This window comes from Umezawaea sp. NPDC059074 (assembly GCF_042738955.1).
Taxonomy (GTDB): domain Bacteria; phylum Actinomycetota; class Actinomycetes; order Mycobacteriales; family Pseudonocardiaceae; genus Umezawaea.
Genome location: NZ_JBHYHC010000141.1, coordinates 1 through 23,584, shown reverse-complemented (window position 1 = coordinate 23,584; position 23,584 = coordinate 1). Strand labels below are relative to the sequence as shown.

The window sequence follows — 23,584 nt, the reverse complement described above, 5'->3', positions numbered from 1 at the left end:
TATGTGACAGCTCTTGTACTAGGGTTGCTCCCTGCGGGTGGAGGTCTTCGCCGGTCGGCCCACGCCCTTCGGCGCGTGACCCCGAGGGGGGGCTCCCGGCAGGGGAGCCCCGCGTCGGTGCGGCCTAGTTGAACGGGTCCAGGGTGAGGTACGCCTGGGCCGGGTTGCCGTCGTTCACGAGGGACTCGTGGGCGCCGACGTCGTCGAAGGCGAAGCCGTACGCCTTGCCGTCGACCATCTGGGCGTGGATCTTCTTGGAGTACTGGTTGGTCACGCCGTCCTGGTAGAAGCCCGAGTCGTTGGCGTCGGGCTGGTTCGGGTTGCTCAGCAGGGTGGACCGGTTGTACCCGGCGCACAGGGTGCGCGAGATCGGGCCGCGGACCAGGTCGTTCGGGGCGTCCAGGAGCTTGTAGCAGCCGAAGATGCTGTCCGAGTCCGGCTTCTGGAACGACGTGACGACCTGCCCGGCGCTGTTGGTGAAGTTCATCGTGTTGCCCGAGACGCGGCCGAAGTACTTGAGGTTCGGCTGGTTCGCGAAGGGCGTCACGGTGAGCGTGGACGACGAGTACTTCGTCCACACCCGGTTCACGTAGTCGCTCAGGACGTTCGCGGGTAGGGCTCCCGCCTCGATGCCGTGGCCCGGCGCGAGGGCGCGGACGATCGTGCCGTCCGACCGGGTGCGGATCAGGTTCGCCCAGCCGCCACCCTGCGAGCGCAGGGAGTTGTAGAACCCGTTGTAGCCGCCCGGCTTGAGCTTGCCGGTGGTCTTGGTCGCGCCGCTCACGGGCCGGACGCCGACGTTGTACGGGGCCGACACGAAGTCGACCTGCGTGCTGTTCAGCCAGATGCCCGAGTCGTTCAGGGTGTACTCGGACCAGTTGAACAGGATGTTGACGTTCGGGTCGGACGGGTTCTGCACGGCGGGCTGCACGAGGCCGCCCGTGGTGACCTTGAAGACGAGCTTCTGGCCGTAGGAGAAGTAGACGCGGCCGGAGAACTTCGGCATCTGGATCGTCTTCGACTGGCCGTTGCCCGGTCCGGCGATCGACGCGTCCGGTGCGGGGGTCGGCGGGTTGCCCCCGGCGGGCCACGGGTGGAAGCCGCCGTTCGCGTCGGCCCAGCCCTGGCGGCCGGTCGAGAGCTCCGTGCCGAGGTTGTAGATGTAGACCGCGTCGCCGCGGCCCGAGTTGTTGGTGATCGTGAGCGGGATGGTGGCGGGGACGGCCTCCGCCGCGGTCGCCACGGCCGTGAGCCCGGCCGCCGCCGTCGCCGCGGCCGCTACCAGTGAGAACACCTTGCGAGATACGTGCACCGGCTGTCTCCTCCTCAGGATGGAGTTGTGAGAGCGCTCTCACACCATTGCGCGGCAACCGGCCCTGTGTCAACGGCCAATAACGCCAACAAGACGGACAGGTTTCCCGGTTGTCCGGTTGGTTGCTTTCCGCCTAGCTCGCTACCGTGTGAACCAGCAACCGAGGAGGTCGCCGTGTTGACCGTGCTGCTGATGGGAGCCGCGATGCTCGTGCCGGTCGCGAACGCCCACGTCGACCACCACGAGTGGCGCTCGCCCGCCGCCTTCGCCACCGGTGTCGCCGAAGGCGTGCGCGCCACCCCCGCCGGGCTGGTGGTCGACCGGCCGGTCGGCGTCGAGGACGGATACGACTACGCCCGCTGGACCTCGCCCCTCCACGACACGACGTTCGGCGCGACCCAGGTCGTCCCGTCGTGGAACGCCGACACCCCAACGGGAACGTGGCTGCGCGTCGACCTGCGCGGCCCCGACACCCGCTGGTACACGATGGGGCGCTGGGCTTTCGGCGAAGAGGACGTCCGGCGCACGACCGTCGCGGGCCAGTCCGACGAGCACGGCCGGGTCGACGCGGACACGTTCGCCGCGGCGGAAGGCCGACCGCTACGGGGTTTCCAGCTCCGGATCACGCTCTACCGCGCGGCGGGCTCGGCGGTCACGCCCACGCTGCGGATGGCAGGCGCGATGGCGTCCGCGCTCCCCGCCATCGAGACAGTGCCGACCAGCCCGCCCGGCCCCGCGCGTGGCGTGGAGCTGCCCGTGCCGCGGTACTCGCAGAACGTCCACGAGGGCGGCGAGGCGTTGTGCAGCCCCACGTCCACGGCGATGGTGGTCGAGTACTGGGGTCGCGGCCCGACCGAGGAGGACCTCGCGTCGATCGACCCGTCCCACCCCGACCGCCGGGTCGAGCACGCCGCCGAGCACACCTTCGACCACGGTTACGGCGGCGCGGGGAACTGGCCGTTCAACACCGCGTACGCCGCGACCTACGGGCTGCGCGGCCACGTCACCCGGCTGCGGTCGTTGGCCGAGCTGGAGACGTACATCGCCCGCGGCGTCCCGGTGATCACGTCCCAGTCGTTCCGCGCCGACGAGCTGGACGGCGCGGGGTACGGCACGGCAGGCCACATCATGGTCGTCGTCGGCTTCACCGACTCGGGCGACGTGATCGCCAACGACCCGGCGTCCGCCTCCAACGACACCGTCCGCCACGTGTACCCGCGCGCCCAGTTCGAGACGGTCTGGTTGCGCACCAAACGGCCCGGAGGGGACGGTCCCGGCGGGATCGTCTACCTGATCGAGCCCGTGGCTAGTGGCTGAGCACCTTGTGCAGCGTCTCGGCGAACCGCTCCGCCGTGAACAGGAAACCCGTGTGGTCGCCGGGGAACTCGGCCACCTCGGACCCGAGCAGATCCGCGAACGCGTACGCCGAGCGGTACGCGAGCTGGCCCTTCGACTTCACGCCCGCGGCGAGCACGATCCGCGTGCCGGACGCCCGCAGCGCGTCCACGTCCGGCTTCGACCGGATCGTCGGGGGCGCCATGTGCCGCAGGAAGTAGTCGTCCTGCTTCAACGACTCCGGCGTGGGCGGCGGCCCCATCTTCCCCGGCCCGGCCTGGAGCCCGGCGAGGCTGAAGAACTTCGCCATCGCCAGCGCCGGACCGTGCGCCAGGTTCGTGGCGAACACGTCGTCCATCCCGGCCAGCCCCTGGCCGCCGTCGTTCAGGAACTCCATCAGCGGCGGCTCGTGCGCGACGATCGTGTGCAGCACGCCCGGATGCCGGGTGACCAGCGCGAGCCCGGTGACCGCGCCCCCGCTGCTGCCGAACAGCGCCACCGGCTCCGACGTCACCGCGCCGATCACCCGCGCCACGTCGTCGGCCAGCAGCTCCGGCGTGGGCTCCTGGTCGTCGTCACGCGTGCTGCGCCCGATCCCGCGCGGGTCGTACGTGATCACGGTGTAGTCGTCGGTCAGCAGGGGCACGATCCGCCCGAACCCGTCGGCCCCCATGGGGTTGCCGATCACCGCCAGCACGGGCCCCGAGCCGCGCACCTCGTAGTGCAGCCGCGCCCCCGGCACGTCCAGACCGCGCACGATGTCCGTCATGTCCGCTCCCCCCAGTGGGTTCCGCCGGGCCGCGTTCCCGTTGTGGTGACCGGAAAACTCCGCGTCGGCGGCTCGGCCCGCGCAACGGTAGTCGAAGACGGCCCCCGGCGTGGCGGTTCCGGCGACCGGAAACGATCCAGCTCGGCGGGACGGGGTCAGCTCCCGGCGGCGTGCCCGTCCAGGTACGTCTTCGCCAGCCGCTTCGGTGCCTGGACCAGCCAGGACTCGATGATCAGCTCCTCCAGCTCGTCGACGTCGATCTTGTCCAGCCGGGCCAGGATCATGGCGTAGCCGTCGAAGTGCGACGTCGTGAAGTAGACCTCCGGGTCGTCGGCGAGCAGCGCCTCCTTCACGCCGACGTCCGCGACCCGCGCCCCCAGGATCGGCCCGTCCGGCGCGTCCGCGCCCAGTTCCAGCAGGTCGGCCTTGCGCAGCGGGCGTTCGCAGACGAACCCCTTGCCCTTGACGCGCCAGTCGCGCGGCGAGCGCTCCACGGCCTCGGGCATCGCCATCGCGATCCGGTGCACCTCGTCCCAGGTAGCCATGCCGGCACTCTAGGACCCGGCACGCGTCCGGGCGCGCGGAAATCGGGACATCCGGGCGCAACGCCCGGCGCGTAGCCTCCACCGCAGTCCGGGAGGAGGCGCCCATGCCAGGTCGGAGGCACCCGTCCGCGCTGATCGCGCGGCTGGTCGGCGAGCGGTCCGGCAGCTCGCAGGCCGCGATCCTCACCGAGCTGCGCCGCTGCCTCCTCGACGGCGGCGTGCCGCCCGGCACGCCGATCCCGCTCGACGAGGTCGCGGCGGTGTTCGGCGTCAGCCGCATCCCCGTGCGCGAGTCGTTGAAGACGTTGATCGGCGAGGGCCTGGTCGAGCACCGGCCCAACCTCGGGTACACGGTCGCCAAGCTGACGGCCCGCGAGCTGCACGAGCTGTACCTCGTGCGCGGCGTGCTGGAGGCGGCGGCGTTGAGCGCGGCGGTCGGCGCGGCGGGCCCGGAGGACGACGCGACCGCGCGCGCCGCGTACGAGGGGCTGGAGGAAGCCGTGCGGGCCAACGACGTCCAGGCCTACCACCGCGAGAGCCGCAGTTTCCACCTCGCGCTGGTCGCGCCCTGCGGCATGGTGCGGCTGCTCGGCATGTTCGAGTCCGCGTGGAACGTCACGGAACCGTTGCGCCCCATGGCCCACGTCCCGGAGCACGAGCGGGAGCTGCTGCACGACGACCACGACGCCATGCTCGCGGCGTTCGTGGCGCGGGACGAGACGGCGCTGCTGGAGGCCGCCCGGACCCACCACCGGCGCCTCCAGTCGTCGCTGGAACTGCTGCCGCGGCACACCGGGCTGTTCGCCGAACCGGACTGAGGAACCCCGTCCCGGCAAGATATATGTTTCGCGTGATGGACGTGTAACATCGCGCTCCTACTTTTACCTGGCGTAGCCGTGACGTGCTGGCGAGCCGGGAGTGAACATGACCGATATCGCGAAGGAAGTCCTCCTACCCGGCGCCGTCGGCGACCAGCCGCGGCCGGGCGGCCTGAAACCCGAGTACGACCCGCGCCTCGCGAACGAGGACCTCGCCCCGTTGGAGAAGCAGACCTGGGGCTCCTACAACATCTTCGCCTTCTGGATGTCCGACGTGCACAGCGTCGGCGGCTACATCACCGCGGGCAGCCTGTTCATGCTCGGCCTCAACAGCTGGCAGGTCCTGGTCTCGCTGCTGGTCGGCATCGGCATCGTCCACTTCTTCTGCAACCTCGTCGCGAAACCCAGCCAGGTCACCGGCGTCCCGTACCCGGTCATCTGCCGCAGCGTGTTCGGCGTGCGCGGCGCGAACATCCCCGCGATCATCCGCGGCCTGATCGCCGTGGCGTGGTACGGCATCCAGACGTACCTGGCGTCGGCCGCGCTGGAAGTGGCGCTGCTCAAGCTCTTCCCCGGCCTCATGCCGTACGCGAACGTCCAGGAGTACGGCCTGCTCGGCCTGCCGCTGCTCGGCTGGGCGTGCTTCACCGTGCTGTGGATCCTCCAGGCGGCGGTGTTCTGGACCGGCATGGAGTCCATCCGCAAGTTCATCGACTTCTGCGGTCCGGCCGTCTACGTGGTGATGTTCCTGCTCACCGGCTACCTGCTGTACCGGGCGGGCTGGGGCGCGATCGACCTGACCCTCGGCGACGTGAAGTACACCGGCGCGCAGGCCGTCCCGGTCATGCTGGGCGCCATCGCGCTCGTCGTGTCCTACTTCTCCGGGCCGATGCTCAACTTCGGCGACTTCTCCCGCTACGGCAAGTCGTTCGCGGCGGTGAAGCGCGGGAACCTGCTCGGCCTGCCGGTCAACTTCCTGGTGTTCTCGCTGCTGGTGGTGGTCACCGCCTCGCTGACCGTCCCGGTCTACGGCGAGCTGATCATCGACCCGGTGCAGACCGTGGCGCGGATCGACAGCACGACGGCGATCGTCCTGGGCGCGCTCACGTTCACCGTCGCCACGATCGGCATCAACATCGTCGCGAACTTCATCTCGCCCGCCTTCGACTTCTCCAACGTCAGCCCGCAGAAGATCTCCTGGCGCGCGGGCGGCATGATCGCCGCCGTCGGGTCGGTGCTGATCACGCCGTGGAACCTCTACAACAGCCCGGACGTCATCCACTACACGCTGGAGACGCTGGGCGCGTTCATCGGACCGCTGTTCGGCGTCCTCATCGCGGACTACTACCTGGTGCGCAAGCAGAAGGTCGCCGTGGACGACCTGTTCACCATGTCCTCCACCGGCCGCTACTGGTACCGCAACGGCTTCAACCCGGCCGCGGTCATCGCCACGGTCGTGGGCGCGGCGGTCGCGATCGTCCCCGTGCTGTGGACCACTGGTCCGGGCATGAAGAGCGCGGCGCAGTACACCTGGTTCATCGGCATGGCGCTCGGCTTCGGCGTCCACGCCCTGCTCTCCCGCCGGAAGTGACCGTGCGCATCAAGGTCGTCAACCCCAACACCACCGCCGCGATGACCACCGCGATCCACCGGGCGGCGCTCTCCGTGGCGGCGAAGGGGACCGAGGTCGAGGCGGCGACCCCGTCGATGGGGCCCGCCTCGATCGAGAGCCACTACGACGAGGCCCTCAGCGTCCCCGGCGTCCTCGACGAGATCGCCAAGGGCGAGCTGTCCGGAGTGGACGGTTACGTGCTGGCGTGCTTCGGCGACCCCGGCCTGGACGCGGCCAGGGAGTTGGCGGCGGGCCCGGTGGTCGGCATCGCCGAGGCCGCCATGCGCACCGCGACCTACCTGGGCCGCACGTTCACCGTGGTCACGACCCTGCCCCGCACCCGAGGCCGAGCGTGGGACCTGGCGGAGCGCTACGGCGTGACGCGGTTCTGCGCGGGCGTGCACGCCGTCGACATCCCGGTCCTGGACCTGGACCCGGACACCCTGCCGAGGCTCACCGAGGCCTGCCGCGAGGCCCTCGCAGCGGACAAGGCGGACGCGGTCGTCCTCGGCTGCGCGGGCATGGCGGACCTGTGCGCCGACCTCACGAAAACCGTTGGCGCACCGGTGATCGACGGCGTCCGCGCCGCGACCCTCCAGGTCCAATCCCTGGTGACCATGGCACTGACGACCAACCACGGCGACGAGTACGCCAAGCCACCGCCCAAGGCGTACACGGGGTTGCTGCACGGGTTCAGCCGGGCTTGACCAGGTCTTGGTCGGGTTTGGTCGCGGGGCTGCCGCTGCGCGCGTTCAGCCGGGCTTGATCACGACCGACACCAGTCGGGCCTGTCCCGTCCGCCACCCGGTGCCCACGGCCACGAACCGCGCCGTTGCCCCGACCGCGACGCTCGCCCGCCGTCCCCGCGCCACGGGGGCGGCGGGCGTGTACGCGCGTCCGTCGACGCTGGTGGCCACGGTCGCGGTCGGCGCCACCCCGGCCGTCCACGTCAGCACGACCTCGCCCACCGCGACCACCGCGCCGAGGTCCACCACCATCCGCCCACCCGGCCCCGGCGTCCACGCGGTCGTGGGGGAGTCGTCCACGGCCGCCGAGGGATCCGACATCCCGGCGGGCAGCGGCGTGGTCGGGAACGTCGTCCGGCCGACCGCGAGGTCGTTCAACGGGTAGGGCCGCCCGGTGGGGAACACCAGGTCCACGCCCCTCACCGCGGGCAGTTCCACCCCACCCGCTTGCGCGACGAGCAGCATCACCGACGGCCCGTCGACGCGCACCCGCGCCCCGTCGAGCACCGTCACCGTCACGCCCACCGGCACCGCCCCACCGCCTACCCGTCGCACGGTGAACCGGGGCGGCTCGACCCGCGCCGAAGCCGCCTCCAGCACCACGTCGTGGTCCGTTCCGACCGCCGTGACACGCTGAACCCCTTGGTACACCTGCACCTTCGTCCGCGACTGCCGCACCGACACCACCCCGGCCACCCGCCCGCCGGTCAGGTTGAACAGGCTCAGGTACCCGTCCGCCGTGCTGCCCCGCACACCGTCCGGGCAGGTCGGCGGCCCGGCGGCGGCGCGCCCCGCGAGGTCCCGGTCCGCGCCGACGTACCCCTCGACGACGAACCCCGCCGCGGGCCCGTCGGACAGCGTCACGGTCCCGCCCCGCACCGCGATCGGCGACGCCGCGCCGTGCACCACGAACCCGGCCCGCCCGTCCACGTCCAGCCACTTCCCGGTGCTGCGCAGGTCGTCACGGGGATACGCCGCCACGCTCGTCCACTGCATACCGTCTACGGAAACCTCCAGACGATAAGCCGCCCCGGCGGCGGTCTCCCACGACAGCCGCACCCGGTCGACCGCGACCACCGCCCCCAGGTCCACCGACAGCCAGCTGTCCGCCCGCCCCCGTTCCGCCTTCGCCACGGCCCATCGCGTGCCCGCGTCGCCGTCCACCGCGAACCCCGGATCACGCCCCACGTCGAACGAGGAAGCCGACGCGACCTTGCCCCGCGCCAGGTCCGCGCCACCGGCACCGTCCCGCACCTCGAAGGCGAACAGCGAGTACCCGTACACCGGGTGCGGTGTCACGCCGGTCATCCGCACGTGCCGCACCGACGTCCGCGAGAACACCAGGTCGTCGCCCCGCCCGGCCCCTTCTGCCGCCCGCACGGTCGCGCTGCCCTCGGCGGCGGTGTACCTCCGGTCTCCGTCCAGCCCCGGAACGCCCGGCATCGTCAGGTTGTGGACGTCCACGCGCCCCTCGCCCGCCGCTACCCCGGAGGTCGCGTAGACCACCGTCCCGGTCGGCAACGTGACCATCCCCGCGCGGCCCGAGTCGAACGTCAGCACGCTCGCCGTCGCGTCGAACCCGTCCCGCGCCTTCCGGTACGCCGTGGCGGACCGCCCCCGCACCGCCAACCCGGTGGACGGCAGGAACATCGGCGTGGAACCGCTGATCACGAACAGCCAGTCGTCGTGCGCGGGCTGCCAGGCGAACTTCACCAGCCCGGCCTTGCTGACGGTCGCCGCCCATGACCGTTCCGTCTGGTGCGCCAACAACCCCGGCCCCGCACCGAAATCCGTCGCCCCGGCGGCGAACCGGAACAGCTCACCCGCGTCCACCGGCGTCGGCCGCGGCCGCAGCTCGTGGAACAGGTACGCGATGGCGATCTCGGCCCGCGCCTCCGGCTCGTACTTCGGCTCGCCGGTGAACTTCGCCATCCGGTCCACGGGCGGGTACGCCTGGTACGCCTCGAGCCGCGCCGCCAGGTCGGCCTCCGCGCGGGCGGCGTACCGGTCGCCGAGCACCTGCGCGCGGAACGCCAGCGGGATGACGTCCCGGCCGTACAGGTGTTCCCGGTCGCCCACCATCGGCATCAGCGGCTCACCCGCGTCGCTGGTCATCCCCAGGATGCCGCGCCACAGCCGTTCCCCGTTGGGCTGGGCGGTGATCACCTCCGGCAGCGGCCGCCCCGCCAGCAGGAAGTGGATCGCGTTGCGCGCCGCCGTCCGCCACAGCTCCTCCTGGTAGTGCGGCCCGAACGACCCGTGGTTCTCCACGAGGAACGTGTCGTGCAGGTTCGCCGCCGTGTTCGCGCTGACCGCCACCCCGTCCACCAGCGCGGGGTTCGCCAGGTCCGCGGCGGGCAGCCCGGCCATGTTCCGGCTCCACCGCCCGAACGCCGCGCGCCACGCCTCGGGCACCGGATCGGCCCACGCCAGCGCGGGGGCGAGCGATTGCGCGTAGACGCCCATCTCCTCGAGCTTCGTGTCGCCCTGGAAGCCGCCCAGCAGCCCGTTGGGCGTCCACCCGCCGGAGCGCGGGTCGTCGCCGGTGCCGAGGGATACCGTGTACTCGGCTTGTGCCCGCACCATATTGTCTACAGTCGTCCGGGTTGCCGCGTCGAGGTCATCCCACAGCAGGCGCGCGGCCAGCACGAAGTACGACTGGAACGTGGTGTCCCAGAACAGGGTCTTGCCCCACTCGGTCCCGCCGACCAGCGCGTTGGACGCCGCGAAGTGCCGGATCGTCGCCACCGTCCGCGCCCGCAACTCGTCCCGGCCGATCCCGGTCGCCCTGGCGTCGTAGGCCCCGCGCGTCACCAGGACCGCGTTGCCCAGCACGACCGCGAACCCGAAGTCCGCCCGCCGGTAGCGCTCGCCGTCGAACTGCGTCTCGGACCACCGCGTGTGCCGCAGCAGCACCCGGTAGTAGACGTCGGACACCGGGTCCACGTCGGCGGTCCCGACGGTCCCGAACGAGCCCCACCTCGCGGTCACCGCCCCGGCCCCGACGAGCCCCAGCAACCGCCGCCGGTTGAGCAGAAATCCCGCCATCCCAGCCCCCGCCCGCGTTGACAACGTTGTCGCGCACCGCGCTCCCATCGAACCACGCGAACCCCGCCTACCAGAGCTTTCAGTCCTGAACGGGACAGGCCTTGCTCCCGATGGCGGCACCCCCGTTGCTCTGCGACGATGCTGGTCCCGTCCCGACCAAGGAGCAGGTCATGGCCTCTCGCCTCAACCCGTACATCAGCTTCGTGGACAACGCCCGCGAGGCGATGGAGTTCTACCAGGGCGTCTTCGGCGGCACGCTGGTGCTGAACACGTTCGGTGAGTTCGGCGGTGACGACACCCCGTTCTCCGACAAGATCATGCACGGGATGCTCGAAACCGAGAACGGCTTCACCCTCATGGCCGCCGACACCCCGCCCGGCATGGAGCACAACCCCGGCACCAACATCACCGTGAGCCTCAGCGGCGACGATGGCGACGCCCTGCGCGGCTACTGGGACAAGCTCGCCGAGGGCGGCGCCGTCACCGTCCCGCTGGAGAAGCAGATGTGGGGTGACGAGTTCGGCGCGTGCGTCGACCGCTACGGCATCCCGTGGATGGTCAACATCGGCCAGCCCCAGGCTTGACGTGACGAGGCCCCTGCCGTCCCCGCTCTCTCGGACGGCAGGGGAGGATGCCCCCGTGGATGAACTGCTCTCGGTGCGCTTGGCGCCCGAGTGGATCACCGACTGCCTGTGGGTGCTCCGCACGGGCGACGACATCCCGCAGAACACCGCACCCTCGGACTTGGCCGCCCCCGACCTGGCCGCCGCGCTCGACGCGTGGGACGACGAGTTCCAGTCCGTCTTCGACCACGACGACCCGATGTCCTCGGGCTTCCCGGACGAGACGACGACCACCGCCTGGCGCGTCCGAGGCGAACACCTCGCCCAACGCCTGGCCACCGCACTCGGCCTGCCGGTGGAATACCACGTGGCGGGCTACGACCGCGTGATCACGCCTTGACGTGCCCCACCACCAGTTCCACCGCTTCCAGCACAGCGTTCCGCGACTGCTCCGTGTGGTCGAGCACGTCAAACGCGTGCTGCCCGTCCGGCACCTCCACAACCTCCACCCCGTCGGCCTCCGCCAGGAACGCGTCCACCGTTCCCTGCCTCTCAGGCAACTCCAACCCCACCCTCGTCAACACCACCGGCACCCCGGACGACGCACTCCCCACCCCCATCAACGGATAGCTGAACCCCAAGCACCGCAACCACTCCGGCGCTCCGCTCAACCACCGCCCCATCAACAACGCCCCACCGGAAAACCCCCACACCGCCACCCGCCCAGCGTCGACCCCGTCCAACGCCCGCACGTCCTCAACGATCCCCGCCAACACCTCACCCTGCTCCACCACGTCCTCAACAGAGTGATACGGCTGGTGCACCACCACCCCCACCACCCCGCGCTCGGCAAGCAACCGCGCATACCCCTCGTACACCGGCCACCCCCTCGGCCGAAACGGATAGGCCACGGGCGCGGGCCCAGGCACGATCACGACGACGGGCAACATCTCATCGCCCACCCGGTACACGTCGAACCCCTCGTGCCGCTCGCGGATGTCCCCGATCGGCACGTCGACAACGAACTCCATCTCATGCGGAAGCTGCACCATCCCCCGATCCTCGCAGCCGCGTTCCCGCCGAGCGGGCGGTTCAGACGATGTCGAGCCGGGGAGCCGCCGAGGCGTACTGCGCCGCGTGGGCCACGGCCTGCGCGTCCGCGAGGTTGCCCACCCGCACGGCCATCGCGGGCACGGCGCGTTTCGTCGGTTTCGTCGTGTACACCGCGAACGTCCGCGTGGCCTGGTGGTAGACGACGCCCTTCGCCTGGTTCCAGCTCACCTGGAGGAACTGCCGCCGCACCAGGCCGACGAAGAGGAACAGCAGCCGCTGGTCGGTGCAGGCGAGCACACCGATGCCCTCGCCCTGGGCGCCGGTCAGCGCCAGCACCCGCTCCTCCGGGCCGAGGTACCCGCCGAGGAGGTTGACCTCCTTCATCGACCCGACGAGCGCGCCGCGCACCCGTTCCAGGGCCTGGGCCACGTCGGGTCGCAGCGTCGGGACCACGGGCGGGGGAGTCGGGGCGACCGGCGGCGGCACGACCCGGACCTGCCGGGCGACGGTGTGGAACGTCCAGCGGTGGCCGTCCCAGTAGCGCAGCAGCCCGTCGTCCAGCGGATCGGGCAACCACGTGGCGGGGCGCGGGACCATCACTCACCACCGTCGTCGGACAGGTCCCCGTCGGCGTCCGCTCGCGCGTCCACCGCTTGCGCGCCACCTCGGCGGCCGGGATCGGAGGCCCGCCACTCGACGGCCTCGGCGACCTCGTCGAACTCCAGCACGTGGTCGTTCCCCAGCGACACCAGCAGGTCCCGGACCTCCGCGGGCGTGGCGTAGAAGAACTCGCGGCGCGGGTTCACGAGGTTCAACCGCCGGTGGCTCAGCTTGTGGTGCAGGCTGGTCTCCAGTGCGACGGCGTCCTCGGAGAAGAACAGGGCGTGCGTGTCGAACCGGAAGGGCACCGACGCGTCGCCGAGTTCGCGCACCCGGTCCATCGGCTCCAGCCTGCGGGTCATGCCGATCTTGACCACGTCCGGCCCGAACGCGCCGATGTTGGAGATCACGTAGACGTACCCGGCGCGCACGTTCGCGGCCCGCTGCTCGACCCCGGCGATCGCGCTGTCGACCGACGCGAGCTGCTCCCGTGCCCGTTCCAGCCCTTCCAGGTCGCCCTTGGCCTCCAGCTTCGCCACGACGGTCGTGTAGTGCGTCCGCTCCTTCGCCAGCCGCGCCCGTTCCCGCTCGATCTCCTTGGACACCTTGGCTTCCTCGCGCAGCCGGTCGCGTTCCGCCCTCGCCCGTTCGCGCTCGGCCTCGACCTTCACCAGGTAGTCCGACGTCAGGTCGATCTCGTGCAGCCGCAACCGGTGGTAGTCGGGCGAGATGACGATGCGCATCAGGACACCGAGCCTGCCGATCGTGTCCCGCGTGGTCGTCAACCGCTTCTTCACCACCTCGCGGGTGTGCGGCTTGACCGCGCGCACGGCGTTGTCGGCCTCGGCGTTGTAGGCGCGCAGCATCAGCTTCGCCATGTCCCGCCCCAGTTTCTGGCCTTCCCGCACCGACCCGTTCACCGCCCAGTCGACCTGGCAGGTCACCGCGTCGCCCTTGGCGGCCTCCTTGATCCGCTGCTTCAGCGCGGCCAGGGAATCCTTGTACGCCAGGGCGTCGTCCAGCGGGTGGGCGTACTCGTAGACGCCGATCTCCTGGAGCAGGGCCAGTTCCCGCGTCTCCACGAGCCTCGCCCGCCACGCGTCGACCTCGCCGCGCACCTGCTGCTGTTCCGCGTCGAGCGCCGTCCGGTCGTTCCTCGCCTGCTCCACCGACGTCCGCAGGTGCCGCAGCTCGGCCTCCAGCGCACCGGTCTCCGCGCCGCGCAGCTGCCCCACCCACCCGCGCAACTCGGCGATCGTGGCGTTCGCCGCCGCCACCTGCTGTTGGAGCGCGACGACTTCCGCGTTCTCCCTGCCACCGAACAAGGCCACGGCCGGTCCTTCCCCCTGACCCGTCGACGTCGACGGGACGTGTCCTCCTACGTCGGGGGCTTCGCCGTCCGCGTTACTTGATCAGGATCGGGCTTGTGCCGCGGCCGTTCGCGGTGCCATGATCCCGGCCATGACAGAACGAAAGGGCGGTTTCGCCCTGGCGCTGTGAGCGCCCCTCGCGGGGGAGTGCCCCGCGACCCGGCCACGTCCCGAGCCCTGGATCTCTGGTGGCGAGCCGTTTCCCTCCGGTCCGAGTGGTACGAGCACGCCCTCCGCACCGGCCCCGCCGACCGGCAGGCGTCCGAAGCCGCCATCACGGGCGTCTACGCGTTGGCGGGCGAGCCGCCGCCGGTGTTCACCTGGGTCGGGTCGCCCGCTGCCGCCCAGCCGCTGCTCCCACCGTCGACCACGCTGACCGGCGACGGCCGCCGGTCGACGGAGAACCGGGTGGCGTCGCTGCTGTCGGACCTGCGGGAACGGCTGGACCAGCGCATCGGCCGTCGTCCACCGTCGATCTTCCGGCCGCCGGACCCGCCGCTCGACCCGGTCGCGGCGCTGCTTTCCGGCGTGTCGCTGGAGACCGTGCTGGAGGCGGGCGTGCGCGACCCGGTGCACCGGACCGCGCACGAGTCCGTCGCGGCGGCGATCCGGTCGGCGATCCCCGACCGGCGCGGCCTGGTCTGGTACGGCCAGCACGAGGCCGGGTGGGTGGCGCACTACGACGTGCACCGCCGCCTCGACCCGAACCGGTTCCCGGCCTCCGACGTGGCGCGGCTGGAGTTGTGGGCCACCCTCGCCCGGTCGTGCGGCTGGTGGTGGCCGCGCGACGGCCGGTGCGTGGTCGCGGAACGCCCGACGACCGTCCACACCGAACCCGTGACGGGCAGCACCTACGGTGAAGCCCGCCTGCACTCGGCGCACGGCCCGGCCGTCGTCTTCCCGGACGGCTGGACCGTCCACGCGTGGCACGGCACCGCCGTGCCGTCGTGGGTGGTCGAAGCACCCACCGCCGACCGCATCGGCGCCGAACCCAACGTCGAGGTCCGCCGCTGCGCCGTCGAGAACCTCGGCTGGGACGCCTTCATCGCCGAAGCGGGCCTCACCCTCGTCAGCACGGCCCCGGACCCCGGCAACCCCGGCAGCGACCTGCACCTCTACGACCTGCCCTACCAGCGGTGGGGCAGGTCGAGCCGCCTGCTGCTCGCCGTCAACGGCTCCCTCGAACGCGACGGCACCCGCCGCCGCTACGGCCTGCGCGTGCCGCCGTGGTTCGACGACCCGATCGACGCCGCCGGCTGGTCCTACGGACTCACCGGTCCCCAGTACGCACTGCTGCGCCGCCGAACCTGAGAGGTGACCACCATGCATCTGACCGACCTGCTCGACCGCACCGGCCTGACCGTCCTCGACCACCTGGAGAGGCAGACAGTCGTCCCCGTCATCGACGGCCTGCAAGCCCAGGGCGACCTGATCGTCATCCCGCTCGCCCTGCTCCGCCCCGTCACCCTGTGGGACAACAGCAGTTGGCGCCAGGTCCCACCACAAGGCGTGGAACTGATCCGCGGCATCGCGGGCAACAACCCCCACACCCTCGTGGCAGACCCCGGCACCTGCCACTGGACCCCATCGGTCCGCGACCCGCTCCACCTGGCCGTGGCCGCCTTCGAGAACACCACTCCCGCCTACCTCGTCCACCCGGAACACGGAGGCAGCGGCATCGCACCGGGCAGATGGCTGGTGAGACGCCAACAGGAACGCGGCACGGGCCTCACAGGGAAAGTCCTGGTCGCGGACTAGGCCCGGTCCGCTCACCGTGGAAGACATCCTCCACAGCCACCTTCTCGAAAGGCCGCGATCGGTGTACCGCCACGACCCTCCGGCCGCACCTATTCTTGTCGCTGCGCCCCACGATCCGGAGGTTTCCGTTGCCGAAGGTGCCCGACGCCCGCAAACCCAGCCGTGCGGCGGTCAACGCGCTGCGGGCGTTGCTGGAGCGGCACAACCACGTGGTCCAGGAGGTGGACGGCCAGAACGACTTCGGCGAGGACCAGCACGTCACGTTCACCGAGGACGGCGAGGTCACCGGCGACCTGGTCAAGATCCAGGTCAAGGGCGGCCGCTCGTGGCGCAGGGCCGACGGGTACGCCGTCCCGATCGGCGACCACGGCAAGACCTGGGCCGACGGCAACATCCCGGTGCTCTGCGTCGTGCACGACCCGGACACCGACGGCCTCTACTGGGCCAACGCCACCAAACAGCTGCTGTCGGCGCGGCGTGGCGGCGAGGTGCTCAAGACGATCACCATCAGCTCGGGCGCGAAGCTGGACGACGAGTCCATCGCGGGCTTCGTCGCCGAGATGAGGCGCTACCTGAGCCGCTATCGGGGCAACCGGATCATCCATGCCCAGTTGGGTGACATGGCGGGCGTCGAGTTCGGGCCGTCGGACATCGTCCAGCACCACGTGAACGTGTTCGACGAGGACCTGATCTTCTGGCAGCGCCGGGGTGAGGGATTCGCCACCCTGCTCCACAGCGACCTCGACTGGTGTCCGCTGCACATGGGCCCTGAGCACTTCCATCCCAACGGTCGACCTGGCCTGCTCGTCGGTGTCCCGGTGGCGGGAGGCGCGATCCTGAGCACTGCCGAGGCGCAGTGGTTGGCGGCCTGCTTCGACGCGGCCCACTGGGCTCGCAAACCCGTCGTCGGCGATCCGCCGCTTCAGACCAACGTCGACGCACAGGCCAACTACGTGGCCACGAGGGTCGAACACCGTCTTCGGGTCGAACCGGATGTGGTGACGCGGTCGATCCGGGAACTCCGCGCCGAAACCGCGACCGACCACGACCTGGCCGCCATCGCCGCGGAAGTGGAGTCGGATGTCGAGGCACGTGCCGAAGCGCTGGCGAAATCGTGGGACTGGATGTCGGACCGGGCACGTCGGCTCATCACGTTCTACCTGGTCCGCGAGGTTCGCGTGGGTTCGCCCGCGTTGCCGATCGACGAGCAGTTCCGGATCGTCTGGCGATGTGCCCGGCCCGCTCCGGAATACGGTTTCGACGCGCGGGTCGGACGACCGAGTGCTCGCCTGTCGCCGAACCGGGAGTTCGCGAGTGCCGCCAAGCTCAGGCCGGGCGACAGGATCTACTGGCTGAGTCGACACGGGAACGAGCGCGGTCGGAACGTTTCGGCCGTGTGGGATTCCGAGGACACGCCCGGAACGGTCTGCGTGCTTTTCGACCAACTGGGTCTGGGGGACACCTTCTGGCCGGAGGAGCGGTTCGTCCGGAAGGCGTCCACCAAGCCGCGTTCCTAGCTTTGTCGGAGTAATCGGGGTCGCCTGATCTTTCAGGCGACCCCGATCAGCTCACCAGCCCCGAGCCCGCCACTCCGCCAGGTGCGGACGCTGTTCGCCCAGCGTCGAGTCATCCCCATGTCCGGGGTAGAACCAGGTGTCGTCCGTCAACTCCCCGAACACCCGCGCCTCCAGGTCGTCCATCAGCGAGCCGAACTTCTCCGGGTCCGCTGTCTTGCCCGGTCCACCCGGAAACAGCGAGTCGCCGGTGAACAGGTGACCCACGCCTGCGGGGTCGCGGTACAGCAGGGCGATGGAGCCGGGGGTGTGGCCGCGCAGGTGGATGATCTCCAGTGCCGCCTCTCCCACCTTCACCACGTCGCCGTGCTCCACGAACTGGTCCGGTGGCACCGGCAACGGACCGGCGTCCAGCTTGTGGGCGATGGTGTTCGCTCCGTTGGCACCCGCGACGGCTCCGAGGGCTTGCCAGTGGTCGCCGTGCTGGTGGGTCGTGACGATCGTCTTGAGCCTCGGGCGGTCCTGTGCATGGCCCACGAGGTCCGAGAGGCGTTCGGGGTCGGCTGCCGCGTCGACCAGCAGCGCCTCGTTGGTGGCTCGGCACACCAGCAGGTAGGCGTTGTTGTCCATCGGGCCGACGGAGATCTTCGTGATGGTCAGCGCGTCCAACGTCCGGCGGGCCGCGGGGCCGCCGGGGGAGACGTGTCCGGTGTAGTCCTCTTGTACGTCCACAACCGGCGACGGTAGTCCTTCAGGGTCCCTACAGGTTGACCCCTTAGGCTTGGTAACGATCGATTCAGACGTTGCCGACCTCTCCGAACCGGGTACTCAATCCTCGTGTCGAACTCACCACGCGCCTCCGCAAGGCAGATCAACTGGGACGTCTTGCGCGTGCTCGCCGTGTTCTCGGTCCTGCTGCAGCACGCCACGCACGCAGGGCCCTACGTGCACCCCGAGATCGGCCGCCCGCTGTTCACGTTCCCCCTCGAGATGGGGGCCAGCGGGCTGGTGGTGCTGTCCGCGTACTTCGCCTGCGCGTCGCTGGCGAAGGGCGAGCCGGTGAAGTTCCTGCGCAACCGGTTGGCACGACTGCTGCCCGCGTACTTCGTGGCGGCGGTGTTCACGTTCGCCGTGCTCCGCTGGGTCGCCCCGAAGGGGTGGAGCCACCTGGAGTTCCACGACCTGGTGATGAACCTGTTCATGCTCCAGAACTGGGTTCCGGACGTGCAGCTGGTCGACTTCTCCTACTGGACGCTGCCGGTGCAGATCACCGGGTTCGTCGCGGGCGCCGTCCTCTGCTCGCGGTTGCGCGGGCCGTGGCTGCGGGTGGCCCTGTGGGGCTTGGTGTTCGGACCGCTGGTCATGCGGATGTGGACGAACGACCCCGGTCTCGTGCGGACCCTCTACGACGGGTTCGGGGTGCACCGCGCGCAGCTGTTCGCGATCGGCGTCGGCATCTGGCTGTGGTCGAAGAACCGGCTCGGCAGCGGTCACCTGGCCGCGCTGCTGGTGTGCGCGCTGTCCGCGCAGGCCATCCACAGCGCCGACCTGGAGTCGACGCTCGGCCTCGGCGTGCTGCTGCTCGGCTACTGCGCCGCCGCGGCGGGCCCGGACTGGAACGTCGGGCCGATCAAGCTGCTGGCCACGCCGGTCAAGTGGCTGGCGAGCATCTCCTACGGCGTCTACCTCGTGCACCAGGAGGTCGGCTACGTCGTGCTGGCCTACCTCGCGCGCCTCGACCTCGGCCCCGTCGTGCAGCTCGTGGCCTTCTTCGGCACGGCCGTGCTGCTCGGCTGGCTGCTCACGAAGTTCGTCGAGCGCCCCGCCTACCTGTGGCTCACCGCCGCGAGCCGGGGGCCGGTGCTGGTCCGCCTGCTGCTCGCGGTCCGGCTGCTGGCGCCCCGGTTCGTCGGCGGCGTCCCGGCTCAGAGCCAGCTGGGCAACTTCGGCCTGTCGCCGCTCAACCGCGCGCCGTCGTGGCGGCCGGTGAGCCAGCCGACCACGTCGGACGCCTCGCCGCTGACCACGGCCGCGTTGTCCGCGCCGTCGGTGTTGAGCTCCCACACCCGCTGACGGCCGTCCGGCAGCGCCACCTCGACCCGCACCGCGGGCACGTCCGGCTTGCCCGCGAACTGCCCCACGACACCGTCGAGCAGGTCCTCGACGTGCTCGTCCGGCAGGCTGTCGAAGTCGACGCCCACGTCCAGGTCGACCAGGTGGAACAGCAGTTCCCGCAACCGCAGCCACGGCACCTGGTGGGCCAGGATCGTGCCGCCGCTCGGCTGGGACACCTCGGCCTCCCACGCCGACGCGGGCGTGCTCTCGGCCGCCGCGGCGAACCGCAGGCACGCCGAGTCCAGGTCCGCCCGCAGCAGCTGCAACGTGCGGGTCGACCCCTCCTGGATGTCCGCGTCGCGGTCGCTGCGGCTGGCGTACGCCTGGTGCTCGACGCCGGTTTTCGCCCAGGTCAGCAGGTTGACGAGCGCGTCGGCGTTGCGGGCGACGTGGGTGATCACGTGCGCGCGGCTCCACCCGGGCAGCAGGCTGGGGCCGCGCACGGCGGCCGTGTCCAGCTCCGCCACGGCGGAGTAGAAGGCCTCGGTGGCCCGGTCGACCGCCCCGAGCAGCCCGGCGGCGCGCTGGGCCGCGCCGGACTGCTCCCGTGGCGCGGGCACGACGGACTGCACCTGGGAACCGGTGTTGGCAAAGCTCATGTGGTGCCTCTCCCCGACGTTGAGGCTCGAATTAGACGGCGGCCTGCCCCAGGAGAGGTCGCCGTGCGCCGGTAGGGCGTCGATCCACGGGGTTCTCCGGAGGCGGTTCCTCCAACTCTACCCACGGGTCGTTGACCATGCCGAGGGTCGCAAGTCCCACACGAAAGGGTGAAATGCGTCTCCCCGTCCCGACTGGTTCGCGGTGCTCCTGGTGCTGGTGGGACGGGTGGGGCGCCAGGTGCTCCGGATGCGCGGCCGAACGGTCCTTTCGGGAATGCCCGCGCGACCCCCTCCGTTTTTGTCGGTGGTCCCACCTAGCATGGTCGGAGGCTCACCTCCCGCGGCCAGACCGCCCTCGACAGGGGCAGGCCCGCCGCGCGGACACCAGTGGTGTTTAGTACGCTTTTTCGAACGTGTGTTCGGTACCGCACGACCCCGGCGTGTGCCTGGCCGGACGACTCGCCAACCCGTAGCCGAAGGGAACCACCCAGTGGCCGACCGCCTTGTCGTTCGCGGCGCTCGCGAGCACAACCTGCGGGGCGTGGACCTCGACCTCCCGAGGGACGCCCTCATCGTGTTCACCGGGCTGTCCGGCTCGGGCAAGTCCAGCCTCGCGTTCGACACGATCTTCGCCGAGGGCCAGCGCCGCTACGTGGAGTCGCTCTCCGCGTACGCGCGCCAGTTCCTCGGCCAGATGGACAAGCCGGACGTCGACTTCATCGAGGGCCTGTCGCCCGCCGTCTCGATCGACCAGAAGTCCACGAGCCGCAACCCCCGCTCGACGGTCGGCACGATCACCGAGGTGTACGACTACCTGCGCCTGCTCTACGCCCGCGCGGGCAAGGCGCACTGCCCGACGTGCGGCGAGCCGATCAGCAAGCAGACGCCGCAGCAGATCGTCGACCAGGTCCTCGCGATGGAACAGGGCGTCAAGTTCCAGGTGCTCGCGCCGGTGATCCGCGGCCGCAAGGGTGAGTACGTCGACCTGTTCTCCGCGTTGCAGGCGCAGGGCTACTCGCGCGCGAAGGTCGACGGCGTCGTGTACGCGCTCGCCGAGGTGCCGAAGCTCAAGAAGCAGGAGAAGCACCACATCTCCGTGGTGATCGACCGGCTGTCGGTGAAGGCCAGTTCCAAACAGCGCCTCACGGACTCGGTCGAGACGGCGCTGCGGCTGGCGGACGGCCTCGTGGTGCTGGAGTTCGTCGACCTGCCGGAGACCGATCCCCAACGGGAGCGCGGCTTCTCCGAGCACCTGGCCTGCCCGAACGGCCACCCGCTGACGATCGAGGACCTCGAACCGCGGTCGTTCTCGTTCAACTCGCCGTACGGCGCGTGCCCCGCGTGCACCGGTCTCGGCGTGCGCAAGGAGGTCGACCCGGAACTGGTCGTGCCGGACGACGAGCTGTCGCTCGGCGGCGGCGCCATCGCGCCGTGGGCCGGTGGCCAGACGGCGGAGTACTTCATCCGGCTGCTGGAGTCCCTCGGCGAGACCATCGGCTTCCGGATGGACACGCCGTGGCGCTCGCTGCCCGCGAAGGTGCAGAAGGCCGTGCTGCACGGCGTGAACGAGCAGGTCCACGTCCGGTACAAGAACCGGTACGGCCGCGAGCGCTCGTACTACGCGAACTTCGAGGGCGTCATCCCGTTCCTGGAACGCCGCCAGGAGCAGACCGAGTCCGAGTACATGCGGGAGAAGTACGAGGGCTACATGCGGGAGGTGCCCTGCCCGACGTGCCAGGGCACGCGGCTCAAGCCCGAGATCCTCGCCGTGACGCTGCACCACGGCCGCAAGGGCGACAAGTCCATCGCCGAGGTCTGCGCGATGAGCGTGTCCGAGTGCTCGGAGTTCCTCGACGGGTTGAAGCTGGGCAAGCGCGAGTCGATGATCGCGGGCGCCGTGCTGAAGGAGATCCAGGCGCGGCTGCACTTCCTGCTGGACGTGGGCCTGACGTACCTGTCGCTGGACCGCGCGTCCGGGACGTTGTCCGGCGGTGAGGCGCAGCGGATCCGGCTCGCGACGCAGATCGGCTCCGGCCTGGTGGGCGTGCTGTACGTGCTGGACGAGCCGTCGATCGGGCTGCACCAGCGGGACAACCACCGGCTGATCGACACGCTGGTCCGGTTGCGGGACCTGGGGAACACGCTGATCGTCGTGGAGCACGACGAGGACACGATCCGGACGTCGGACTGGGTGGTCGACATCGGGCCCGGCGCCGGTGAGCACGGCGGGCACGTCGTGCACAGCGGGCCGTACAAGGCGCTGCTGAAGAACAAGGAGTCGGTGACCGGGGCGTACCTGTCCGGTCGCAAGGCGATCCCGATGCCCGCGTCGCGGCGGAAGGTCGACAAGAAGCGGCAGTTGACGGTCGTCGGGGCGCGCGAGCACAACCTGCGCGGCATCGACGTGTCGTTCCCGCTCGGGTGCCTGGTGTCGGTGACCGGGGTGTCCGGGTCGGGGAAGTCGACGCTGGTCAACGACATCCTGGCGACGGTGCTGGCGAACAAGCTGAACGGCGCTCGGCAGGTTCCGGGTCGGCACACGCGGATCAAGGGGCTCGAAGAGGTCGACAAGCTGGTGCAGGTCGACCAGTCGCCGATCGGCCGGACCCCGCGGTCCAACGCCGCCACGTACACCGGGGTGTTCGACCACATCCGGAAGCTGTTCGCGTCGACGACCGAGGCGAAGGTGCGCGGCTACCAGCCGGGGCGGTTCTCGTTCAACGTCAAGGGCGGGCGCTGCGAGGCGTGCGCGGGCGACGGCACGATCAAGATCGAGATGAACTTCCTGCCGGACGTTTACGTGCCGTGCGAGGTGTGCAAGGGGGCCCGGTACAACCGGGAGACCCTGGAGGTGCACTACAAGGGGAAGACCATCTCCGAGGTGCTCGACATGCCGATCGAGGAAGCGGCGACGTTCTTCGAGCCGATCAACGCGATCCACCGGCACCTGCGGACGTTGGTGGACGTCGGGCTCGGGTACGTGCGGCTGGGACAGCCCGCGCCCACGTTGTCCGGTGGCGAGGCGCAGCGGGTGAAGCTGGCGTCGGAACTGCAGAAGCGGTCGACCGGGCGGACGGTGTACATCCTGGACGAGCCGACCACCGGGCTGCACTTCGAGGACATCCGGAAGCTGCTCGGCGTGATCAACGGGTTGGTGGACAAGGGGAACAGCGTCGTGGTGATCGAGCACAACCTGGACGTCATCAAGACGTCGGACTGGGTTGTGGACATGGGGCCCGAAGGCGGGTCCGGTGGCGGGATGGTCATCGCGGAAGGGACGCCGGAGCAGGTGGCGGCGGAGGAGAAGAGCTACACCGGGCAGTTCCTGCGGAACGTGCTGGAGACGCAGGACGCTGTGGCGGTGGGGTGATCGGTGGGTGAAGCCCGCCCCCTGCCTGGGATTGGGTGGGGGGCGGGTTTTGTGTGGGGTGGCTTGGTGGTCACTCGGTGAGCGCTGGGTTCCAGCGGGGTTCTGCTGGTGACCGGCGGCTGTAGCGGGGTTCTGCCGGTGCCCAGCGGTTCCAGCCGGGTTCTGCCGGTGGTCGGCGGCTGTAGCGGGGTTCTTCGGTGTCTGGCGGTTCCAGCGGGCTTTTTCGGTGGTGGTTGGTGCTGGCGGGATCTTTCGGTGGCTGTAAGTTGTGGTGGGTTTTTCAGTGGCTGTAGGTTCTGACAGATCTTTCAGTGGCTGTAGGTTACGGCGGGCTTTTTCGGTGGTGGTTGGTGCTGGCGAGATTTTTCGGTGGCTGTAAGTTGTGGTGGGTTTTTCAGTGGCTGTAGGTTCTGACAGATCTTTCAGTGACTGTAGGTTGCAGCGGGCTTTTCGGTGG

Annotated in this window: 19 protein-coding genes and 1 pseudogene; 11 read left to right on the top strand and 9 right to left on the bottom strand. The window is 70.3% G+C overall.

Going from position 1 to position 23,584, the window contains the following annotated elements:
* Window positions 1–124 precede the first annotated feature (124 nt).
* Window positions 125–1,312 (bottom strand): glycoside hydrolase family 64 protein, encoded by a 1,188-nt coding sequence (locus tag ACFWW9_RS38775; protein WP_390387514.1) that lies wholly within the window; start codon window positions 1,310–1,312, stop codon window positions 125–127.
* A gap of 192 nt (window positions 1,313–1,504) precedes the next feature.
* Here ACFWW9_RS38775 and ACFWW9_RS38770 point away from each other — a divergent pair, with 192 nt between their 5' ends.
* A complete protein-coding gene (locus ACFWW9_RS38770; RefSeq protein WP_390387516.1) occupies window positions 1,505–2,629 on the top strand; it encodes a C39 family peptidase in 1,125 nt (374 codons plus the stop codon).
* Here the strand turns inward: ACFWW9_RS38770 and ACFWW9_RS38765 are convergent.
* Both ACFWW9_RS38765 and ACFWW9_RS38760 read right to left on the bottom strand, forming a co-directional pair.
* Complete coding sequence (locus ACFWW9_RS38765) at window positions 2,619–3,416, bottom strand: alpha/beta fold hydrolase (RefSeq protein WP_390387513.1); 798 nt, start codon at window positions 3,414–3,416, stop codon at window positions 2,619–2,621. The two genes, ACFWW9_RS38770 and ACFWW9_RS38765, sit on opposite strands and share 11 nt — an antisense overlap.
* Before the next feature lie 155 nt (window positions 3,417–3,571).
* The gene (locus ACFWW9_RS38760; RefSeq protein WP_390387512.1) at window positions 3,572–3,961 is read right to left on the bottom strand and encodes an MmcQ/YjbR family DNA-binding protein; all 390 of its coding nucleotides are present in this window, start codon (window positions 3,959–3,961) and stop codon (window positions 3,572–3,574) included.
* Between the two features lie 104 nt (window positions 3,962–4,065).
* Between ACFWW9_RS38760 and ACFWW9_RS38755 the strand changes: the two genes are divergently transcribed.
* From ACFWW9_RS38755 to ACFWW9_RS38745, 3 genes are all read left to right on the top strand, one after another.
* A complete protein-coding gene (locus ACFWW9_RS38755) occupies window positions 4,066–4,779 on the top strand; it encodes a GntR family transcriptional regulator (protein ID WP_390387510.1) in 714 nt (237 codons plus the stop codon).
* Between the two features lie 106 nt (window positions 4,780–4,885).
* Window positions 4,886–6,370 (top strand): NCS1 family nucleobase:cation symporter-1, encoded by a 1,485-nt coding sequence (locus tag ACFWW9_RS38750; protein ID WP_390387508.1) that lies wholly within the window; start codon window positions 4,886–4,888, stop codon window positions 6,368–6,370.
* 2 nt (window positions 6,371–6,372) lie between these two features.
* A complete protein-coding gene (locus ACFWW9_RS38745; RefSeq protein ID WP_390387507.1) occupies window positions 6,373–7,098 on the top strand; it encodes an aspartate/glutamate racemase family protein in 726 nt (241 codons plus the stop codon).
* A gap of 45 nt (window positions 7,099–7,143) precedes the next feature.
* Here ACFWW9_RS38745 and ACFWW9_RS38740 read toward each other — a convergent pair whose 3' ends face one another.
* On the bottom strand, window positions 7,144–10,185 hold the full coding sequence (locus tag ACFWW9_RS38740; RefSeq protein WP_390387506.1) for a discoidin domain-containing protein: 3,042 nt from the start codon (window positions 10,183–10,185) through the stop codon (window positions 7,144–7,146).
* 170 nt (window positions 10,186–10,355) lie between these two features.
* Between ACFWW9_RS38740 and ACFWW9_RS38735 the strand changes: the two genes are divergently transcribed.
* Together ACFWW9_RS38735 and ACFWW9_RS38730 are read left to right on the top strand one after the other, a co-directional pair.
* Entirely contained in the window at window positions 10,356–10,769 is a 414-nt protein-coding gene (locus tag ACFWW9_RS38735; RefSeq protein WP_390387505.1) for a VOC family protein, read from the top strand.
* 55 nt (window positions 10,770–10,824) lie between these two features.
* The gene (locus tag ACFWW9_RS38730) at window positions 10,825–11,148 is read left to right on the top strand and encodes a hypothetical protein (RefSeq protein ID WP_390387504.1); all 324 of its coding nucleotides are present in this window, start codon (window positions 10,825–10,827) and stop codon (window positions 11,146–11,148) included.
* On the opposite strand, the gene ACFWW9_RS38725 is transcribed toward ACFWW9_RS38730, so the two are convergent.
* From ACFWW9_RS38725 to ACFWW9_RS38715, 3 genes are read right to left on the bottom strand one after another with little or no spacing between them, the layout of a single operon-like run.
* Window positions 11,138–11,800 carry a hypothetical protein gene (locus tag ACFWW9_RS38725; protein WP_390387503.1) on the bottom strand — a complete coding sequence of 221 codons (663 nt, stop codon included), beginning with the start codon at window positions 11,798–11,800 and terminating at the stop codon, window positions 11,138–11,140. The genes ACFWW9_RS38730 and ACFWW9_RS38725 overlap by 11 nt on opposite strands.
* Window positions 11,801–11,840: 40 nt before the next feature.
* Window positions 11,841–12,398, bottom strand: a complete 558-nt coding sequence (locus tag ACFWW9_RS38720) for a DUF2510 domain-containing protein (RefSeq protein ID WP_390387501.1) — start codon at window positions 12,396–12,398, stop codon at window positions 11,841–11,843.
* Window positions 12,398–13,732: a DUF4041 domain-containing protein gene (locus tag ACFWW9_RS38715; protein ID WP_390387499.1), complete on the bottom strand. Its 1,335-nt coding sequence runs from the start codon at window positions 13,730–13,732 to the stop codon at window positions 12,398–12,400. The genes ACFWW9_RS38720 and ACFWW9_RS38715 overlap by 1 nt, the downstream gene beginning before the upstream one ends.
* 165 nt (window positions 13,733–13,897) lie before the next feature.
* Between ACFWW9_RS38715 and ACFWW9_RS38710 the strand changes: the two genes are divergently transcribed.
* The 3 genes from ACFWW9_RS38710 (at window position 13,898) to ACFWW9_RS38700 (ending at window position 17,046) form a co-directional block, all read left to right on the top strand.
* Entirely contained in the window at window positions 13,898–15,082 is a 1,185-nt protein-coding gene (locus ACFWW9_RS38710; protein WP_390387498.1) for a DUF6745 domain-containing protein, read from the top strand.
* A gap of 12 nt (window positions 15,083–15,094) precedes the next feature.
* Complete coding sequence (locus ACFWW9_RS38705) at window positions 15,095–15,529, top strand: hypothetical protein (protein WP_390387497.1); 435 nt, start codon at window positions 15,095–15,097, stop codon at window positions 15,527–15,529.
* A 137-nt stretch (window positions 15,530–15,666) separates the two neighbouring features.
* Complete coding sequence (locus ACFWW9_RS38700; RefSeq protein ID WP_390387515.1) at window positions 15,667–17,046, top strand: DUF4365 domain-containing protein; 1,380 nt, start codon at window positions 15,667–15,669, stop codon at window positions 17,044–17,046.
* A gap of 51 nt (window positions 17,047–17,097) precedes the next feature.
* Here the strand turns inward: ACFWW9_RS38700 and ACFWW9_RS38695 are convergent, their stop codons facing one another.
* Complete coding sequence (locus ACFWW9_RS38695) at window positions 17,098–17,775, bottom strand: MBL fold metallo-hydrolase (RefSeq protein ID WP_390387496.1); 678 nt, start codon at window positions 17,773–17,775, stop codon at window positions 17,098–17,100.
* Between the two features lie 105 nt (window positions 17,776–17,880).
* Between ACFWW9_RS38695 and ACFWW9_RS38690 the strand changes: the two are divergent.
* Window positions 17,881–18,837: pseudogene (locus ACFWW9_RS38690) on the top strand (acyltransferase family protein); the annotation flags it as partial.
* Window positions 18,838–18,968: 131 nt separating this feature from the next.
* Here the strand turns inward: ACFWW9_RS38690 and ACFWW9_RS38685 are convergent.
* Window positions 18,969–19,757, bottom strand: a complete 789-nt coding sequence (locus ACFWW9_RS38685; RefSeq protein ID WP_390387494.1) for a maleylpyruvate isomerase family mycothiol-dependent enzyme — start codon at window positions 19,755–19,757, stop codon at window positions 18,969–18,971.
* Between the two features lie 490 nt (window positions 19,758–20,247).
* Here ACFWW9_RS38685 and uvrA point away from each other — a divergent pair, with 490 nt between their 5' ends.
* Window positions 20,248–23,127 carry an excinuclease ABC subunit UvrA gene (gene uvrA / locus ACFWW9_RS38680; protein WP_390387493.1) on the top strand — a complete coding sequence of 960 codons (2,880 nt, stop codon included), beginning with the start codon at window positions 20,248–20,250 and terminating at the stop codon, window positions 23,125–23,127.
* Window positions 23,128–23,584 lie beyond the last annotated feature (457 nt).